This is a genomic window from Arthrobacter sp. 210 2 (genome assembly GCF_059093025.1).
The window spans coordinates 75,828-95,045 of the sequence record NZ_JBNHIE010000014.1; the positions used below are offsets into that span (position 1 = coordinate 75,828).

Consider the following 19,218-nt stretch of genomic DNA (forward strand, 5'->3'; position numbering starts at 1 on the left):
ACTTAGCCCGGGCAGCATCGCAACGGGTCTGAACCATGTCAGGTCAACCTCGGGCGCTTTTCTACGATCGAACCGCCGCTCCAGCGGCCTCGATCAGCGGGACGTAAGAGGAATCGCCTTTCAGAGGCGGCCGACTTCTCAGACAGGAGAATCCTATGACCAAGGCGTCACTAAAGGTAGCCACTACCCAGTTCGAGCTTCGACCCGAGAGGTCCCTCCAGGAGTATCTAGGCCATATGGAGGGCCTCGTTAAACGCGCGGTCGAGCAGGGGGCGGAGCTTGTGCTTTTCCCGGAACTAGCTAGCACAGGACTCCTCGGCGCAGTCGACGACCACGAAGTCACAACCACCACAATCACATCCGACTACTGGAAGTTTCTGCCGAAGTTCACCGACGACATCGTTGAGGGCCTTCGCAGGATTGCAAGGGACAACAACGTTGTCGTCGTGGGAGGGAGCCACAACCGCGTTGCGGATGATGGATCTCTAAGAAATACGGCCTTCATTGCCCACCCGGATGGACGGCTCGAATCACAGGACAAGATTCACCTCACACCCCAGGAGCACGCGCTGGGCGCCAAGGGAGGCGACGAACTACTCGTCACGAAGATCGGCCCGTTCACGGCGGGACTCCTGATCTGCGCCGATATCCAGTTTCCGGAACTGTCACGCTACCTTGTACATAAGGGCGTAGACCTGATACTTTGCCCTTCGCTGACCTGGAATCGCCGCGGGGTACACCGGGTACGAACAGGATGCCAGGCTCGAGCCATCGAGAACCAGCTCTATGTCGTCATGTCGCCGCTGATCGGCAGCAACGGCCTGCCGATAGATTCGCCGATGTATGCAGTTGGCAAAGCGCTCGTGTCCGGGCCAGTGGATAAGACCGTGGGAGTCAACGATGGGATTTTGGCGACAACGGAATCAAGCGAAGAACAGCTGCTCATAGCAGACCTGGACCACGACTTGCTGATGGCCTCCCGGGCGACACCGGAAGCCCCCGGTTTGGCCCTTCGAAGGTTGGATCTTTATGCCAAGCTTCAGGCAGAAATGGGAGCCTGATGCCTGCCTACCAGCATCGTGTCAGGAACCACGAGGTTGACTCGCAGGGGTTCCTTTTCAACAGCCGGTACCTTGAAATCGCGGACGTAGCGATGACAGAATTCCTCCGCAGTATTGGCTGGCCCTACCCGAAATTGGTGGCAGAGGGAACTGATCCATCAGTAATCAGCGCCGTATTGTCTTTCAAGGCGCCCGCCTACTTCGACGACGATCTGGACGTCGACGTGAAGTGCCGCAAAGTTGGAAACTCCAGCTTCTGTTTGGAAGTTGAAATCAGTCGTGACGAGACCGAGCTGGCAAACGTTGAGCTCGTCTACGTGAACGTCGATCCGGCTAAAGCCCGTGCACGTCCACTTCCAGAGGCCGTTGCGACAGCACTGCGTGCAGTTTTGCAGCAGCGATCCCCTTCGGACCCTAACTGACCCCAAGTGCTCTCCATCCGCAGGAGAGACTTTGCCCTTTAGACGACTAGCACAGAGACATCTCAGGAGAACCCCGTGGCAGTAACTCTAAATCTGAAACCATCCTATGATTCCAGAAACGTCAATGACTTTGGTCCGGCCAAAATCGAACATCGAACCGCCGCTTCTGGTCTTGTGCAGCTCGGTACTTACTTTATGACCTTCCACGAGGCGGGCTTTAGCGATCCTTGGACCGTGCAGTACGAGGAGACGATATACGTCGTTGAAGGCCAGGCCCGTCTCGCTATTATCGACGGAGAAAATGAGAGCACTCTAATAGGTGAGCCTGACGAGTTGATCGTTCTTCCGAAGGGAACGACTGTCCGCTACGGGGCGCTCCCCGGCACTCGACTCCTCTTGTCGATCACCCCTGTCAACTGGCGTGACGCCGGCGCATAGGCATTGCCCAGTAGCAGCCTACGTATCCAGAGGATCTCGGACCAGCGGGTCCCGACGGGGAACGGAGGACTAGTACCGCCCTCAGAACACCCGCATCCAGCACCTGCCCCGCCTGGCTCCGTGACCATCCCACGAATTATGCCCCGACGCATAGGAAACACGCGTACCTTGCCCTAGCCGTGCATGCGCTTCAAGGAACGTGCCCACCTTCGAAAGGTACATCATGGACAACGGACCGGTAGTCGACACTCAATACGGGCAAGTCAAAGGCATTCGCGGTGAATCCGTACGCAGCTTCAAGGGCATCCCTTACGCCGCTCCGCCCACGGGTTCACGGCGATTCTTGGCGCCGGAACCCCCAACTGGATGGGAAGGCGTCCTAGATGCCAGCGCTCTTGGCCATCCAAGCATTCAAGACAACCCCGACTACCCTGCCTGGCTGGATCCCGAACCTGAAAGCGAAGACTGCCTCTACCTCAATGTCTGGACACCTTCCAACCCGCTCGCGGCGCCACTACCGGTCATGGTATGGCTGCACGGCGGGGCCTACATTTTCGGCTCAGCAGGAGCACCTGTCTACGACGGCGCGACATTGGCCGAAACCGCAGGCGTGGTCGTTGTATCGGTCAACCATCGACTGACCGCCTTTGGCTACACCTGGTTCGGAGATCTAATCCCGGAATTGGCGTCTCATGCCACGCCAGGGCAACAGGACATTGTCCGGGCCTTGGAATGGGTGCGGGATAATATCGAGGCGTTTGGCGGGGATCCAGCCAACGTTACGATATTCGGGGAATCTGGTGGCGGTGGGAAGGTTAATTCCCTACTGGCTACCCCTTCAGCCAAAGGACTGATCCATAAGGCCATCCTCCAGAGCGGTTCTCAGCGTTCCGTGTCCACGCGGGAGCATGCAACCGAAGTTGCGTCTGCTTTCCTGGCCGAACTCGGCCCTGGCCCTTTTGACCTGCAACGACTCCAAAACGCGGATGCCCTGGACATCAAGCGCGCCGCCATTGCAATCCATAACCGTATGGGTGGACTTGCATTCCAGCCCGTGGTAGATGGCACCTTCATGCCCGCCCAAACTTGGAAGAACGGGGCTCCGAGCGGCAGCGCAGAGATACCACTGATCATCGGAACAACGACCCACGACGGCCTGACTTACCTGCCCGACCACCAAACGGAACCAGGAACCGATCAGGAGATGGCAGAAAGGTTTGCAGGAGCGTATTTCACCCCACCCACATCGACGGCTGAGTTCCATGCCCTTCTGGGCGAGTACCGGAAAATTATGGGTCGCGCGTCTCGGCTGGAAATCCTGACTGCAATGCTCACCGACACCTTCCACTGGCACTCCGCCATACTCCAAGCGGAAATGCAGGCAGCGGCCGGCGGCTCCGTCTACTTTTACGAGTTTGCCTGGGAAACGCCTTGCTTCGGCAGAACGTGGGCCCCTCATGGGGTCGAATTGCCTTTCGTGTTCGGCAACCTCACGTACCCGTCCGCGTGGGATGGTCACGACACGGACGCCCTCCGTGTCGCCGACGATCCCGCCGGCGACCGGTTCGAGCTCGCGGACCAAGTTATGCTTGCATGGGGTGCTTTTGCCCACACTGGAGACCCCTCCACAGCAGAACTGCCTTGGCGGAAGTACAACTCCAGCTCCCGCCCAACCATGGTCTTCGACCGCGGCCGCTCTTACCTGGAGAACGGCCGCAACAGCTCTCGCCGGAATCTCCTCAAGAGCACGCCCCCAGTAGCGATTTGGTGAACTGAGAGCAGCTTGCCGATGCCGTGCCGACTCCAGGACCTGCCGACCAAGGGCGGATCGAATTCTGCCTGCACATCCTCAGGCGTCCCACATCGACGGTAGTTGATCCTGCCATAACCCGTTGGTCGTCCCCTTTGGGGGACCGACGGGTTATGGCGGCAACCAACAACGGCTGAATCCGAGCCTGTGGCGGACAGTGGGCGGCGAGGAACGCTGCCGCGCGCTGCCAGAAGGCTATGGCGGTTTCTGTCTTTTCGTCTGCGAGTATTTCGGAGTACGCCAGGCGGGAATGGTCGTCTACGGCGTGGTGGAGGTAGGCGTAGCCTGTCCCGGCCCGTCGGTTCTTCCTACCTTTGGCCCGTCTCAATGACCGGTGCCCGCCGCCCTGTGGGATGCGTGCGAGCTTCTTGATGTCGACATGGATCAGATCTCCGGGACGTTCGTGTTCATAGCGTTGCGGTGCCGGCTTGCGGACGGGCAGCCCTGTGCCTTGGTCAAGACAGGCCAACCTGCGCATCCGGTACCTGGCCAGGACCTTTACCACCGTCGAGCGTGCCAGATGCAGGTGGGCTGCGATCCGGTGCGGACCCCAGCGGCGGGTGAAACGCAACGCGATGATTTGCCGTTCGGTGCGGACGTTAGTGCGGTTCGGGCTCCAACGCGGCCGCGAGGTCATGTCCTCCATCCCCTCCTCACCAAAGACCCGGCGCAGAGTCCAGCCCTGATCGATAACCAGCCGGGCGAGCTTTCCCCTGGCTTTGGGTGTCAGGTCAGCGTTGGCATGGGTAACGTCGGACACGAGAGCCTCTTGGCATCGAGATGAGTGTGGTAACCCAAATCGATACCGGAGGCTCTCGCTTTTTACATCACGCCACGCTGTTCAAAACCTCCGTGGGAACTACACCTTGCGGGAAAATGGCGGTCCACTTCCGGACTTAACCAGGCCTTCACAAGAGAAAGGAAAACGCCGCACGGTCCACCAAGTCTAGCTACCTTACGCCGTGGGAACGATTGGAAGAGTCACGAAAGACTGACCGCCGTCACCCACGTGAACGACCTGGCGAGCCATTCGCATTTCTCCTGTTGCGATGCCTTCTTCCGTATTCAAATTTCGGTCCCAGCGGGGGAAGCAACTGGACGTCACCTGTACTCGGATACGGTGACCCTTCTTGAACAGCATGCTGGTTGACCACAGGTCCACTTCAACTGACTGCTTTTCGCCTGGCTTGCCACTGATCCTGGTGATGCCATCGGTTACTACATACGAGCGTCCGTCGGGATGAACATCGCACAAGCGCACCACCCAGTCAGTGGTTGGCCCGTCAGTTTGAGCAATCAAAGTTGCGCTCACGCGGCCCGTAACCTCGATGTCCTCGGCCAGGACGTCACTCGTGAACAGAAGTACATCCTCTCGATTTTCGACGTGTTGTTGTTCCACGGCACCTGCGGAAGGGCTAGGAACAATCAGGCTGGCGCCGCCTACGGATGGGACGGGATGCTGTGGGTCGTAGTTGAAGGGCACTGATGAAGCTGTGCTGTCTGCCGAGGTCTTCAACGCCTCACCGACACTCAGGAACCATGGTGTCTGGACTGCTCGCTGAAGTGGCCATTCGGATTCGGAACGCCACTCGTTGGCACCCATCACGTAAATTTTGACGGGCATTTCATCGTCAGGTGCCTTGCCCGTGGTCAGCCAGGAGTGCAGCCAGTCAAAAGTAAGCCCCGCAATCGAGTTCGTGTAATCGATGGCAGATCCATCGCCGACAAGGCCGAAGTTGATATCGCCTTGTTGAGCGGTCATCTGCGTGTGACTCCAGGGACCGACAACAAGTCTCGCGGGCGTACTCTCTGCTGCAGCGCGATAGTTGTCAAGAGTTCCCTGGATGAAGACGTCGTACCAGCCCCCTATATGCAGGCTTGGGACGGTCACCTTTGCCTGATGATGAGACACTTCGGCAGCCACGGTGGATTCGGGGCTCGCAAGGTTCGGGAGGTCGTAACGACTGATAACAGCGTCGGGCACTGTGGGTAGTTCGAAATACATCGGTCCTGGCATCCCGTCAGACGCCTCCGCGAGCATCCGAAGATGCTTGTTCAATTCGTTACTGTCGTGACCGTGGCGTCGGACAGCTTGATCGAAGCCCGTGAAGACACCCCAGCTGCGAATGAGGCCAACCTCGTTGGCCCCTCCACGGGCGGCCAGCCCGTCAGCTGGTTCGCGAAAAGTGAAAGAAGGGACTATGGCTTTCAGGGCATCGGGCTGTCTGCCAGCGGCCTGCCACTGCACGTTCCCTAAGTAGCTCAAACCCCACATCCCGACAGCACCACTTGCACCGGGTAGGGATGCTGCCCAGGAAATGGTGTCCTCGCCGTCGGGACCTTCAGCTACGAATGGCCGGAACTCACCTTCCGACGTATAGCGGCCCCGGACATCTTGAACGACGGCGATAAAGCCGCGACGGGCAGCCAGCCAAGGATTCAGGAACGATAGCTCGGTGACATTCCCTTTGTCGTATGGCGTTCTTGCTACGAGGACGGGCCACGGACCATGTCCTTCTGATCTGTAAATGTCCGCCCGTAGGATGACTCCGTCTCGCATGGGAACCGGCACGTCGTACTCGATCTTCACGCAACCCACATGCTTTCCCTTCGACTTTCTCCGCCATTGTTCGAAAAATCTCGCTTACAAGCCCTCGTTCGCTTCAAGGTTCCTAATCAGGACAGGCCTTGCGCATCCCGCAGGGCGGGTAGTGGAGCACCCCCCGCTCGGCCTGGCGATGACGCAGGAGCAATGGGCGCCGAGGGGGGACTATACATCGGAATGGCATTGACTAGTTCACGCGTGTAGGCGTCCGCGGGCGACTCGAATAGCTGGGCGACCGGGCCGATCTCTCTGACAACGCCTTTTTGTAGAACCAGAGCACGGTGGGCGACTGCGCGGACCACCGCAAGGTCGTGGGTAACGAACACTACGGAGGTCCCATACTCAGCAGACAACTTGGACAAAAGATCGAGAATGGCAGCCTGAACGGACACATCGAGTGCTGAGGTGATTTCGTCGGCAAGGATCAGCCGTGGGTTCGTAACGAAGGCCCGGGCAATCGCGATGCGCTGCTTCTGTCCGCCCGACAGTTCATTGGGGTATCGGTGAAGCATCGACTCGGGCAGATTTACGTCGGCCAGAATCTTACGGACCCGTTCCGCACGGTCGGCCTTGGACAACTCGGGCTCGAAGAGCTGCAGTGGTCTCGAGACAAGGCTCATCACGTCATGGCGCGGATTAAGAGACATGTCGGGGTTCTGAAAAATTATTTGCACATCGCGCCGCATCGCGCGGGACCTTTTACCCACATCAGGTGCAAGTGTGGCACCATCAAACCGGATTTCTCCGCTGCTGCGTGGGTGCAGCCCAGCAATGGCCCGCAGCAAGGTCGACTTTCCGCTGCCCGACTCACCGACCACTGCAAGAGTCTCGCCCGGAGCGACGTTGAAAGTGACGCCCTTGACGACCGGCGTCAAGTTACCGCGGGAGCCGTACTCGCACCACACGTCGTCGACAGACAGCAGCGACGATGAATCCGCGATCGCTCCGAGAACTGGAGGCCGGGCAGTGGTCGAACGAATTTCGTAGTTACCAGCCCTGATACACCGGACGTCGTGAAGAGGTCGTAATGGCAATAGGTCTGGGTTAGATTCCGAGCAGCTCTTGATGCTGAAGGGGCACCGGGGTACGAAAGGACAGGCTCCATGGACAACCCCCGGCGGTGGTGCACCAGGAATTCCAGCCAACGCTCGAGTGCCGTTCGCATCCGGAACGGCCGCCAGCAGCGCCCTCGTATATGGGTGTTCCGGACTAGACATGAGTTCTCTCGCCGGCCCTGACTCGACTACCTGACCCGCGTACATGATTGCGATCCGGTCAGCAACCTCGGCGAGGAGGGGCAGGTCATGGCTCACGAACAGTGCGGCGGTCTGGTGTTCCTCAATGACGCGTTTAAGGAGTTTTACGATCCTCGCTTGCGTCGTCACATCCAGCCCAGTGGTCGGCTCGTCGAGAATCAGCACTTCAGGGTTGCATGAGAGGGCGATCGCCAGGTTGATCCGCTGCTGCTGGCCGCCGCTGAACTGGTGCGGGTAGCGGCGAAGGGCTGCCTCCGGGTTAGGAACACCTACCTCATGTAACAGTTCGACCTGCCTATCGCGGTTGGCCTGTCCTGTCAGCCCGAGGTGTATTTCCAGGGGTTCCGCCATTTGACGTCCGACGGTCAAAGCGGGGGTCAACCCATTGGAGGATGCCTGGGGCATATAAACGATCTTGCTGCCCCATATGCGTCGAAGCTCCGGAAGGGGGATCTTCAGCAAATCTATGTCCCCGAGCTTTGACTCACCAGCGGGCACATGCATCGCACCTGGCCGATAACCAATCGCCGCCAGCGCCGTCGTGCTCTTACCGCAGCCTGATTCACCCGCCATCCCGAGAATCTTTCCTCGCTCCAGTACGAAGTCGACGTCGCTAACAACCGCTTTCGCGTCACTGTTCCGCTGGCCGTACCCTACTGTAAGCCCGCGCACTTGGAGTGCGACCGAGGTAGTCATAGCATCGAGTCCTTTGTGGTGTCGTTGTTGACGTAGGAGATGATCGAGTCAGCGATCAGGTTGAGGCCAACCGACAGGGCGGCGATACCAACGACCGGCGCGAGAGCCGCCCAGGGCTGAACCTGCACGTACCCCAGGCTGCTCGCAATAGAAAGGGCCCAATCAGGCGAGGGCGGCTTAGCTCCCAGACCAAGGAAGTTCAGGGCCGCGACGAACAGCACTCCGTACGTGACCCGGAGGGCGAGATCCGAGACGAGCGGTCCGACGATGTTGGGGGCTATCTCCCGCACGACGATGGAGACAGGACGTTCGCCGCGTGCCCGCGCTGCCTGGACGTAATCTGCCGTCACGACGGCGAGTGTTGCTCCCCGGGCCACTCTTCCGATGTGCGGCGTGAAGATCACAGCGACCGTCGTCAACAGGACCGTCGCTGACGAGCCGAAACCAGCGATGACGGAGAGCGCGATGAGCAGAGGCGGGAGAGTCAGCAGAACATCGAAGACTCGGGCAACCACCTTATCGAAAAGTCCTCCGGCGTAGGCAGCAACCATCCCTAGCAGCCCGCCGGTGATCGTCGCCAATGCAACTGCTGCCAGCGGAATCAGCAACACCATCTGACCGCCCAGCAGGAAACGGCTAAAGACATCCCGCCCCAGGTTGTCCGTTCCGAACGGGAGATCGCCGCTGGGCGGTGAGAGGGGCCGCCCCACGGCAAGCTGATCATAAGGATGAGGAGCCAGCGCCGGACCAAGGATAAGGACCAGCAGTACGGCGCTGACGATAACGAGTCCACAGCGCCCTGACCAGGTGTGGGTGATCGGTCGGAGTGGACGCCTCTTGCGCGCTGGTTGACGATGAGTAACTTGGGTCTGAGGTATGGAATCGGCGCTCATCGTACTGCCTTCAATCGTGGGTTGAGGTAGGTGACGAAGATGTCGGCGACGAAGCTAAGCGCGATGAATACCGCGCCCAACAGCACCGTGATCGACAGAGCGGAGTTAGTGTCGCCCTGGGTAATGGCTTGTACCAAGAGCCGACCCAGTCCTGGGAAGGCGAATACGTTCTCCACGATGATGGCACCTCCCAGCAGGTAAATCATGACGAGCGCGACGGCGTGAACGAGCGGGACAGCCGCGGAGCGGGTAGCGTGCCGCCACACGACTACGCGCCGGGGTAAGCCTCGCAGCACGGCGTTACGAGTAAACGGAGCATTTAAGGCCTCTGAGACGGACGCACGTGTGATGCGCGAGACATAAGGCACGACAATCAATCCGAGAGTCAACGCGGGGAGGACGAACGCCTGGAGCCAGGCAGTACTGATCTCCCCCGAGACGGCCGATGAGGCCACGGGCAGCCAGCGAAGCTGGACTGCCAGCAGGATCATCAAACCCAGTCCGATGACGAATTCCGGGAGTGCAGCCAGCACGGTCATCACCACGAATGCGACTCGATCAAAGACTCCTCCTTTTCGAGCCATGAACACGCCGAGGACGATAGCTACGGGAAGGGACCAGATCAGAGAAGCCAACGCGAGCTCAGCGGTATGGGCGAAAGCAGGAAGCACCAGGGGTTTGATCGGCAGATTGGAGGTCAGTGTCATACCCCAATCACCCTGAACATAGTGAGCAAGCCAGTCGAAGTATCGAACGAGCAAAGGACGGTCTAGCCCTCGTTCCGTGATGAAGGACTGCAATTGTTCGTCGGTAACACCAATTCCGAGGGCGTTGCGTGCGATTTGCTCCCCCGACCGGTTCATTGCAACAAACGCTATGAACGAAATCAGCAAGAGCGTCAGGACCGACATCAAAAGCTGACGAGCCAGAGCCCAAACCCGAGTCATACTCTTCCTGGGTACAGCCACCGGCGCCGCGACCGGTTCCGGTGCCACGATAGTCATCTCATACCCTTTCTTGATGCCAAATCATCCATCGTCTGGTCTGCCTCCGAATTTTCAGGCCAACCATGTCTTGCGGAAATCCACTGTGTCCAAGGTCATGAAGACGCCGTTCACTTTGGAAGACCGTGCATACGCGGCGTCCGAGTAAACAGGAAGGAGGAGGCCAAAGGACTTCCTGGCCTGCAGATAAGCCTTCTGGGTCAGCTCGACCTGCCGGCTCTGATCTGTGGTTGTGTAAAGCTCGTCGACGATTTTGTCCACAGCGGGGTCTGCGAAGCCGGTGTAGGGCCAAGCAGCGCTCTTCCGATAAAAGGCGTCGAACCCGACAGGAGGGAAGAACTGGGTAAAGAAGCTCATGAACGCAGGGGTGGCCATATATCCCTTCGACCAGTACGTGTCCGGTGAGAACTGGTCGAGTGTCACGTTGATCCCGGCGCTCTTCACGACCTGCTGCCAGGCTTGAGCCGCGTCCAACATTCCGGGCACGGAATCTGTAACGCTCAACTTGATGTCGAGTCCGTCGGGGAAACCCGCTTCGGCCAGCAGCCTCTTCGCCTTGTCTGGGTCGTACTCCGGTTTGAGGTCTGATGGATACCAGGAGGAATCAGGGGCGATCGGCACATCTGCGGTGACCGTTCCGTGGCCGAGCAGCGCGGTCTCGACCATTTTGTCGCGATCGGTCGCAAGCTTGATGGCATCGAGCACACGGGCGTCGTCAAACGGCGCCACCCGCTGGTCGAACGCGAAGACCCAAGTTTGCCTGTTTTTGATCGTCTCAAGCACCAGGTCGTTTCGGCCTTGGATTCCCGCCCACAGCGAGACTGGAATCAAGTCGGTAAGGTCAGCTGCTCCAGATAGCGCGGCCTGCAGCTTGGCACCCTGGTCCGGCGTGATCGTCGTCTCGATCCCGTCCAGGTACACCGCTTCACCCCAATATGCGTCATTCCTGACAGCCTTCCAGCCCGTGCCGGGGCTCCAGGACGTTAGCTTGAACGGCCCTGTTCCCACCAAGTTCTTTCCGCCAAAGTCTGTCACTCCGTCCTTGATCATCTGACTTGCGGGATTTGCGCCCAGAGTCTGAATCAGAACACTGTTGGGCTTCTTAAGGTTGAGCACAACCGTCGAGGCATCCGGTGCTGACACCCCGTCCATGTCGAGGTAGGGCGACAGGAATCCGTTAATCGCACTCCCGGTCTTCGGATCGAGCCAGCGGCTGATGGTGTAACGGACGTCCTTTGACGTGAAGTCACTGCCGTCATGCCACTTGACGCCTTCTCGAAGGCGGATCGTCCACTGCGTCGCATCGGAGTTGACTTCCCAAGACGTCGCCAGGGCCGGCTGCGCCTTGAAATCGCTATCGGTGACAGCGAGCGGGTCATATATGGATTTGACGGCCAAGGATGCATTCGCTGTGAGGGCGGTACCAGGGTCCAAGGTGTCCGAACTGCTACCGTCACCGATAGTAATGCGCAAGGTACCGCCCTTCTTGGGCGTTCCCCCAGTCTCCGATCCCGTGTTGCTGCTCGACGAATTGGTGCAAGCAGCAAGCAGGAGAGCACCCAGGCTGATACCACCGACTGCCAGCACCTGCCGCCGAGAAGTCTCGAGCTTGAACGGATTAGCGGGCCCTGACGCGGTCGGCTGTTGGATGTTAAGGTCCATGCGATACACCTCCATATTCAATGCATCGGACAGACCGATGACTCTTGAACAGAACATATCTGTGAACCGGCTCACGTGTTTATTGTTCAAATTCTTAACTGGGGGACCACCCTTGGTGTTTCTCCCAATACGCGATACCACCGCCTGATGCCAGTGGGTCAAGCGGCCCTCTTCCGGACACAGTGCCCCCAACCCAGGACGCAAGTTCTCTCTGACGTTCCTGAAGCAGTTGGCAGCGGTGGCGCCCGACCACGGTCACCCCCATTAACAGCCCCACACCTCTGGCATCTAAGGTCATCAGCGTGAGGACAACTCACGTCTGGTCATGTCGAAACCGGACCTCGATCTTATGAACGTTCGTGATCAAGAATTGCGAAGAGTGCACGGTAGGCTTCGAGCCTTCCCGCAAAAGTCAGCGCTTCTGTTCAATCCGTTGTGGCAACAGGAAACGTGATCGTATGCGTCGAACTGCCCGCCGTCCTGCCCTGCCGGTAGCGGCTGACGCCGGAGCCGTAGTTGTCAAGGACGAGGTGAAGGCGTTGCAGCGCCAGCTGGCAACGAGGACAAAGATCTGCCAGCGCCGCGTCGAGATTCTCCAGTCCAAGCTCCGCTCCCAGTCCTGTGAGATTGATCGGCTTGAGGCCGAGAACTCCGAGCAGCGTCAAAGCAACAATGTCCTCCAGCTCGAAGTAGCCCGGCTGAAGCGTGCGCAACGGACCAACGTGCAGGACCTCGCGCATCTCGCAGCATGGCTGGTCTCACTTGCGAACGCAAAAGGTGTCGCCCTGGACCCCGCAACGCTGGACATCCTCGCCCGCCGCGGATGGCTTCCATCCAAGCGCCAGGCAGGAGCGTCGCGGCCATGACGATGTCCATCGCACGCCTCTCGGCACAGTCGGGTATGCGCTACCTGTTCAAGACCACGATGATGGACGACCTCACCACTACTCCCCCGGAAGCCACCACCTACTATATGAAGGCCGGGACGCCTGAAGGCCGGTGGATGGGCAGCGGACTACCAGGCATCAACAGAGGTCCCGGCGACGTCGTCGCGGAAACAGACGCGAAAGCAGTCTTCGACTTAGCCGTACATCCGGATACCGACGCGCCGCTGGGCCGCGCGCACAGCAAACCCACCGCCGTCGACAACAAAATCGGCCCGCCCACTGTAAGGCACGCCGTCGTAGGTTTCGACCTGACCTTCAGCGTGCCGAAGTCAGTGTCAGTCCTCTGGGCACTCAGCCCTCGCAGCACGCAAGAGCTGATCCTCCGCGTGCACCACGAAGCAGTGAAAGCAACCCTTGCCTGGCTGGAAGAGCAAGTCATCCACACCCGCGCCGGACGAAACGGCGTCGCCCATGTCGCCACAAGGGGCGCCATCGCCGCCGCCTTCGACCATTGGGAATCCCGCACAGGCGACCCGCAACTTCACACGCATCTTGTCATTGCCAACCGCATCCAGCGCATCACCGACGGCGCCTGGGTGACCCTCGACTCCCGCACCCTGTACAAGGCTGCCGTCGCTGCCAGCGAACACTACAACGGTCTCCTATTCGACGCTCTGCACTGCCACCTTGGCAGCGACACGGACATCCGCGTCCCCGTCATCAACACGGGCAATCCCAGCCAGCAGCTCACCGGGATCGATGAGGACCTCATCCGCGAGTTCTCCAACCGGTCCCGGCTGATCAACGTGGAAACAGACCGCCTCGTCGCGGAGTGGACAAAGGAACACGGCCATCCGCCAACCACAGCAATGGTCATCAAGCTGCGGCAGCAAGCGACCCTGGCCACACGCGTTCCCAAGTCCGAGCTCCCCACTCCCCTGCACGAGCTATCCAGAGAATGGAAGGCACGAGCCACCGCCAAAGGATTCCAACCGGACGACGTTATCGCGGCAACGATCAACCGTTCCAGAATTACCCCATTTGGCTTCACTGATTTGACCCCTGACTGGATCACCACCGTCGCCACCCTGACCCGTGAGCGGGTCGCTCAAAAGCGCTCAACCTGGAATCGCTGGAATCTCCTTGCGGAAGCCGAACGCGTCTGCGCCCAGGTGCGTTGCCGTTCGGCGGTGGACAGGAGCATGCTCATGGACGCCATCGCCACCTCTGCCGAGCAGCAGTCCGTGCCTCTGAATGATTACCGGTACACCGTCACTGCCCACGCTGAAGCAGACGTCCGGCATGGACCACGAAGCATCTTCGATTTTCACGGATCACGCCTGTACACCGATACGTCGACGCTCGCCTGCAAGGACGCGGTCATGGCGGCAAGGAACGACGACGGCGGCCCGGCAGTCCGCGCGGACGTCGTCATGGATCTGCTTGACCGAGTCCAACAGCCAGAGAGTCGAGTGCTTCACTCCGATCAGCGAGCCGCCGTTGCCGACGTAGTCCTGAGCGGCAACCGGCTCGACGCCATCACGGGGCCAGCGGGCACGGGAAAGACGACAACGTTGAGTGCAGTGAAGGCAGCATGGGAAGCCGAGCACGGCGCCCGCAGTGTTGTTGGGCTCGCCCCTGCAGCTGCCAGCGCGGAAGTGCTGGGTCGCGAACTCGCTATGGCAACGGAGAACGTCACGAAGTGGCTGCACGAGTCGGCCGGCCAGGGGGCTAATTCAAGGGCCGGGCGCTTCTTCAATGTGCAGTCGCAACTGAACACGGCTCCTGTCGGCGAGCGCTGGAGCATCAAGTTAGCACAGGAGGCTGCGCGGCTCGCTGCCGTCCAGCAACGCTGGTGCTTCCATGCGGATCAGCTCATCATCATCGATGAAGCATCAATGGTCTCGACTTTCCAGCTGGCAGCTCTCGTACAGCAGGCGCAGGACGCCGACGCCAAGATTCTGCTGGTGGGGGACCCGGGACAGCTGGACGCCATCGACGCCGGAGGCGTACTTGGCTGGCTGGACCGGAAGGGTAAGGCAACACGGCTGAGCACGATCTGGAGATTCCATGAGGAGTGGGAGCGCACAGCATCGCTGAAGCTTCGGAAGGGTGACTACTCAGCCATCGCCGACTATGCCCACCATGGGCGGATCCGGCACGGTAGCTACCTGGATATGGCTGACAAGGCGTACCTCGCGTGGCAGGCAGATACCCGGGCAGGAAAGTCGTCCATCCTCATCGCCGCCGACAATGAAACGGTCGGCATGCTCAATGAACGGGCGCAGGCGGACCGAGTGGCGCGGGGTGAGGTTGATGCCGATCAGACGGTGCTGCTCAGCGATGGCCTACGGGCGGGTTCCGGTGACACGGTCATCGCCCGTGGAAATAACCGAAAGCTAGTGGACAGTGCCGGTAATTTCGTGAGGAACGGAACGCTGTTCGACGTCGAAGAGGTTAGTCGTCGCGACAGCTCGCTGCTGGCGCGACGGCGGGACACAGGTGCAATTGTCCTACTCCCTGGAGCGTATCTGGAGTCATCCGTCGAGCTGGGCTATGCAACAACAGCTCACCGTTCCCAGGGCATTACCGTGGACACCGGCCACACGGTAGTCACTCAGGGCCGGCTCACCCGCGAGCTGCTGTATGTGAGCATGACCCGTGGCCGTTCCGGCAACTTTGCCTACGTCAGTGAAGGTGAGGACGCCGACCATTTAGCTGTCGATCCATCACTGCAGCTCTCATGGCAGGGCATCCTTGGCGAGGTGCTGGCGGCTGAGGGCGCCGAACGGACTGCCCACGAGGTTCGTGACGTGGAGCTTAGGAAGGCGGACAGCCTTGAGCGGCTTTACGCGGAGTATGACTACCTCGCGCAGATCGCGGCAGGATTGGACCTTAGGCAGCAGTTGGACGAACATGCCCCTGGTGGCTCACAGGAATTCCAACAATCTCCGTCGTGGGGCGCAGCTGTCGCGGCATGGCGGAAAGCCACAGCCGTCAGCCGACAGGGTACCGAGCGCATACTGAGCCAGTTCTGCCAGGAAACTCGCAGTGCCAACGATCGCTGCGCTGTCCTCAGCGTGCGCTTACGCCGGTTCATGAAAGGAAGGACGACGGCGGCTGGGGAGCCTCTGGTTGAAGAGCTCGCCATTTCGCGGCCTGACTTAGCAGCGATGATTCAGCAGGTCAGGGAACGTATTTCCCAAAGGACGGAGACCGTGAGCGTGGCAGCGCTGACAGCCGATCCTGAGTGGAAACGTGCTTTGCTCGAAGCCGTCGGAAATAGCACCAGTGGCGAAACCTGGCAGCTGGTCCGTGACGTTGCCGTCTTTCGCGACAGGTGGGCGCTGCCGGACTCTCCCCTCCCACTGGGCCCGTCTCCGGCGGATTACGAATGCGAACAACGGGCCCAGCGTGAACGAATCGATGCAGCAATCAACAGTGCTCGTCGCCGTGCCGCCGCTCAGCTAGATGACTCGCCTGTGCATTCAGCCGTTTCTCAGCAAGTCGTCCTTACAAGTGCCGGCTGGCAGCTCTAATCTGGTAGGGAGGCAATGCGAATGGTCGTCAATCCCGCGGTAAGACCCAAGGTGGCGACAACCGGGCTAGTGATATCCAGCACGGTTGTCTTCATAGTCTTTGCCCTCTCATTCATAGCCTTGGCCGCCACGGAACTTCCTCTCGTCTTGAAGGTCATCGTTGGCAGCTTGTTGTTGGCAACTGTTCTAGTGCTTGCGCTGTTATGGGGGAAAAGATCCGCCCGTCGGCGGACCTGGCTGGCTACCGCAGCAACCAGATGGCGATCCTTTGACAACGCTAAGCTGGCCAACGGAACCACGACAGAGGTGACCCTCCTCAGCGTCGACGCGGTGCAACCCACCGGCTCATGGGTCACCATCATGTGGAACCGCTTCAACCACGTTCAGCGTGCCTGGATAGAAGCACTACCCGAACCACTATGGCCAGGATCCGTCCTGCTCATCACCCCCGACCCCACTCAAGTAATGCCCAGCACACCATGGCCGGAGACGTACTTCATTCGAGCCGCCGACTGCTTAGCTTGGGCACCCGCCGAAGGCCGGAGCCCCTAAGCGGCATCTACTGTTACGACGCTCCGGCGATACAAACATTCGAACGTATGTTCTAAAATGACTTCATGATCAAGTCCGGCTCCCCTGAAGATGTCGAGCGAATGATGATTCGCATGGACGCCGAAGCAAGCCGGCCGATAGACGACCCGGCCCCCATCCGAGATTTTCCGAAGTATGGGCGTCCGCTTGTGTACGTCAGCGGAATTTACGGTAAAGCTGTCGGGTGGACCCACAAGTACGGCCTCATCGAGTGGCTGGATACTTCAGGCAAGTACCACATGGGGTGGGCTCATTCCTCAAGCATCAGGCGGGTAAAGCCCGAAGAGTGGAAGGGCAGCAGTGCGTTGTAGTCGGCAGCCATCCCGGCCACGATCAGGCAATCATCGGGTAGCGCCGTGCGTGTCGAAGGAACGCACGGCTCGCGGTCGTGCTTAGGGTCGCGGGCATGGAAAGAGATCCATCAGGGGAGCTGAGAGGACAGACGTCGATCAACGATCTTCTCGATAAGCCGGTCGGCACCGCACCTGTCCAGCTCGCGCTGCCGATCCTGGTGCAGGTGAAGCCTGGACAGTTCCGCCGACTGTCTTAGAGCGGCGGCCGAAAGCGTCTGAGCGTACAAGCGGAGCGTAGACAAGGTGATGGCCTGGTCCAAATGAGGATCAGGCCACCCATTTCCAGCAGCAGTCGGCTACATGCTTATGTCAGCTCGCTCCGGCCCGCCTAAAGGGGGTGCGGCCACCGGACCTTTCGTAGCGATGCTGTAAGCAGGCTGGGCAGCTACGGGTGCCGCTTGAAGACCCGCATCTGCAGCAGCGTCCGGACCGGCTGCCGCCCGCGGTGAGCGCTGGTAGGCCGCCGTGCCGAACCGAAGGTCAGGACCGATCGTCTCAGCAACAATCCTGCGGGCTTCCCGCCGCTCGCCGTCCTTTTCGAAGGCACGGAACTCGAGTTCACCCGACACCGTAACGGGGTCGCCTTTCTTCAAGGAGTTCGAAGCATTCTCTGCGAGCGCGCGGAACGCCGAGACGTTGTGGAAGACAGGCTCTCCGTCCTGCCAGGACCCGTCGGCTCCCTGAATCCGCTGGTTCACAGCAACCCGCAGTTTGGCGTGCGCTACCCCGGACTCACCGTAGGTAAGTTCAGGGTCCGCGACGAGGTTTCCGGCAATGTTGACCGGAATCTTGGTACTCATATCTTCTGCCCTTTCTTTCGCAGACGGGTCTCTCCCGTCCAACACTTCGCGGTCGCCCTAGGGGCCGGAAATCTCCAAGCCACGGGACGGCTCGCCCGGCTGCTCCAAGCCCGCATAGGTCTCCTGTCCATGGACCCTGGGAGAGACCTCAGCCACCGGAACCTTTCCACCGGTACCCGGAGGATCAGTTACTTCAAGGATTTGCTTTGCGACTGCCGTGACCCGCCCCAGGACTGACTTCGCTATCTCCACGCGGGAAGGAGGTTGGCTGCGGGAGGAGTCGTTACTCGCGGCTGAATGCTCCGCCTCAATCACTGCATCAGCCCAGCCGGATAGGTAGCTTGCTGACTGGGGACCCCGGTCTATCCCATGCGCCTTCAACACCGTGTAGGCAACTGACTCGGCTTCGACTTCAGCCAGCCCGCGGTGGTCCACGCTGCTCCCGTGAAGCTTGCCCACGGCATCGTCCGGGCCATGCAACATGACATGGCCGAGCTCGTGTGCCAGGATGGCGACGCGCTCCTCCGCGTTCAGCCAGCCGCCCACTTGAACTTGGCGCTGCGCGAAGTCAGTGAAGCCGCTCGTAAGGCCGAACTGCGCATCGGTGACCTGGATCGAGAAGCCGTGCGTGCGGGCAACCCGGGCCAGCGACTCCCATAAGTGCGGCGCGTCGCTGGCCGGGGCATCACTCGGCCTGGGAACCAGCAGCGGAGCCCCCTGGGTCTGCGAAACGTCGAAAACTGCCTGTCCGCGCCAACCCGTGATGAGGGTCTTCTTCCCCTCGTCAATAGCGCCCTTGGGAAGTTTGTCGCCGAGAGGAATGCGCTGACGCGTACCGTCGGGCAGCAGCATCTGCTGCACACGGGCAGTCCGAGGTGCAATGACCCACAGGGCCTGCTCGCCACGAAGGACAGTGCGGCCGTGTCGTTCCCATTCCTTGTACCCCGCGACGAGCGTCGGCTCGTCCGTACCCCGCTGCGCCATCTGCATCATGAGCAAGGCGACGTTGCCACCTGAGTACCGCCACAAATTGGCTGAGGCATCGAGCAGAACCTGCCAATGTGAAGGTGACTGGACCGCCACCTCCAGGATCGAGTGCAGGCCATCCATCAAGGAGGCGATTCGCTCCTCGGGCGCCATGCGGCGCGCGCCAACGTTGGCTCCCAGAGAGCTCTGGTCAGGCAAAATGCTGGTTGGAACT

Annotated in this window: 16 protein-coding genes and 1 pseudogene; 9 read left to right on the forward strand and 8 right to left on the reverse strand. The window is 60.0% G+C overall.

Annotation, left to right across the window (positions count from 1 at the left end; genetic code table 11):
* The first annotated feature begins 155 nt into the window (after positions 1-155).
* From AC5RWA_RS20280 to AC5RWA_RS20295, 4 genes are all read left to right on the forward strand, one after another.
* On the forward strand, positions 156-1,061 hold the full coding sequence (locus AC5RWA_RS20280) for a nitrilase-related carbon-nitrogen hydrolase (protein ID WP_494058829.1): 906 nt from the start codon (positions 156-158) through the stop codon (positions 1,059-1,061).
* Positions 1,061-1,483 carry an acyl-CoA thioesterase gene (locus AC5RWA_RS20285; protein ID WP_494058830.1) on the forward strand — a complete coding sequence of 141 codons (423 nt, stop codon included), beginning with the start codon at positions 1,061-1,063 and terminating at the stop codon, positions 1,481-1,483. The genes AC5RWA_RS20280 and AC5RWA_RS20285 overlap by 1 nt, the downstream gene beginning before the upstream one ends.
* Positions 1,484-1,558: 75 nt before the next feature.
* Positions 1,559-1,921: a hypothetical protein gene (locus AC5RWA_RS20290; RefSeq protein WP_494058831.1), complete on the forward strand. Its 363-nt coding sequence runs from the start codon at positions 1,559-1,561 to the stop codon at positions 1,919-1,921.
* A gap of 223 nt (positions 1,922-2,144) precedes the next feature.
* Positions 2,145-3,692, forward strand: a complete 1,548-nt coding sequence (locus AC5RWA_RS20295; RefSeq protein ID WP_494058832.1) for a carboxylesterase/lipase family protein — start codon at positions 2,145-2,147, stop codon at positions 3,690-3,692.
* A 196-nt stretch (positions 3,693-3,888) separates the two neighbouring features.
* Here AC5RWA_RS20295 and AC5RWA_RS20300 read toward each other — a convergent pair.
* The 6 genes and pseudogenes from AC5RWA_RS20300 to AC5RWA_RS20325 form a co-directional block, all read right to left on the reverse strand.
* Positions 3,889-4,491 (reverse strand): annotated as a pseudogene (locus AC5RWA_RS20300) (transposase family protein); the annotation flags it as partial.
* A gap of 195 nt (positions 4,492-4,686) precedes the next feature.
* Positions 4,687-6,321: a CocE/NonD family hydrolase gene (locus AC5RWA_RS20305; RefSeq protein WP_494058833.1), complete on the reverse strand. Its 1,635-nt coding sequence runs from the start codon at positions 6,319-6,321 to the stop codon at positions 4,687-4,689.
* An 86-nt stretch (positions 6,322-6,407) separates the two neighbouring features.
* A complete protein-coding gene (locus tag AC5RWA_RS20310; protein WP_494058834.1) occupies positions 6,408-8,288 on the reverse strand; it encodes a dipeptide ABC transporter ATP-binding protein in 1,881 nt (626 codons plus the stop codon).
* On the reverse strand, positions 8,285-9,181 hold the full coding sequence (locus AC5RWA_RS20315; protein ID WP_494058835.1) for an ABC transporter permease: 897 nt from the start codon (positions 9,179-9,181) through the stop codon (positions 8,285-8,287). The genes AC5RWA_RS20310 and AC5RWA_RS20315 overlap by 4 nt, the downstream gene beginning before the upstream one ends.
* On the reverse strand, positions 9,178-10,185 hold the full coding sequence (locus AC5RWA_RS20320; protein ID WP_494058836.1) for an ABC transporter permease: 1,008 nt from the start codon (positions 10,183-10,185) through the stop codon (positions 9,178-9,180). The genes AC5RWA_RS20315 and AC5RWA_RS20320 overlap by 4 nt, the downstream gene beginning before the upstream one ends.
* Before the next feature lie 54 nt (positions 10,186-10,239).
* Positions 10,240-11,922, reverse strand: a complete 1,683-nt coding sequence (locus AC5RWA_RS20325; RefSeq protein ID WP_494058837.1) for an ABC transporter substrate-binding protein — start codon at positions 11,920-11,922, stop codon at positions 10,240-10,242.
* A gap of 383 nt (positions 11,923-12,305) precedes the next feature.
* Between AC5RWA_RS20325 and AC5RWA_RS20330 the strand changes: the two genes are divergently transcribed.
* The 5 genes from AC5RWA_RS20330 to AC5RWA_RS20350 all read left to right on the forward strand — a co-directional run bounded on the left by AC5RWA_RS20330 (position 12,306) and on the right by AC5RWA_RS20350 (position 17,414).
* Entirely contained in the window at positions 12,306-12,713 is a 408-nt protein-coding gene (locus AC5RWA_RS20330; RefSeq protein WP_494058838.1) for a hypothetical protein, read from the forward strand.
* Positions 12,710-16,273 carry a MobF family relaxase gene (gene mobF / locus AC5RWA_RS20335; protein ID WP_494058839.1) on the forward strand — a complete coding sequence of 1,188 codons (3,564 nt, stop codon included), beginning with the start codon at positions 12,710-12,712 and terminating at the stop codon, positions 16,271-16,273. Before AC5RWA_RS20330 ends, mobF begins: the two co-directional genes overlap by 4 nt.
* Before the next feature lie 21 nt (positions 16,274-16,294).
* Positions 16,295-16,825 (forward strand): hypothetical protein, encoded by a 531-nt coding sequence (locus tag AC5RWA_RS20340; protein ID WP_494058840.1) that lies wholly within the window; start codon positions 16,295-16,297, stop codon positions 16,823-16,825.
* Between the two features lie 65 nt (positions 16,826-16,890).
* Positions 16,891-17,175, forward strand: coding sequence for a hypothetical protein (locus AC5RWA_RS20345; protein ID WP_156642139.1), 285 nt, complete (start codon positions 16,891-16,893; stop codon positions 17,173-17,175).
* 95 nt (positions 17,176-17,270) lie between these two features.
* Positions 17,271-17,414 (forward strand): hypothetical protein, encoded by a 144-nt coding sequence (locus tag AC5RWA_RS20350; protein ID WP_494058841.1) that lies wholly within the window; start codon positions 17,271-17,273, stop codon positions 17,412-17,414.
* 99 nt (positions 17,415-17,513) lie between these two features.
* Here the strand turns inward: AC5RWA_RS20350 and AC5RWA_RS20355 are convergent, their stop codons facing one another.
* Both AC5RWA_RS20355 and AC5RWA_RS20360 read right to left on the reverse strand, forming a co-directional pair.
* A complete protein-coding gene (locus AC5RWA_RS20355) occupies positions 17,514-18,017 on the reverse strand; it encodes a single-stranded DNA-binding protein (RefSeq protein WP_494058842.1) in 504 nt (167 codons plus the stop codon).
* A 57-nt stretch (positions 18,018-18,074) separates the two neighbouring features.
* Entirely contained in the window at positions 18,075-19,157 is a 1,083-nt protein-coding gene (locus tag AC5RWA_RS20360) for an ArdC-like ssDNA-binding domain-containing protein (RefSeq protein ID WP_494058843.1), read from the reverse strand.
* Between the last annotated feature and the right edge of the window lie 61 nt (positions 19,158-19,218).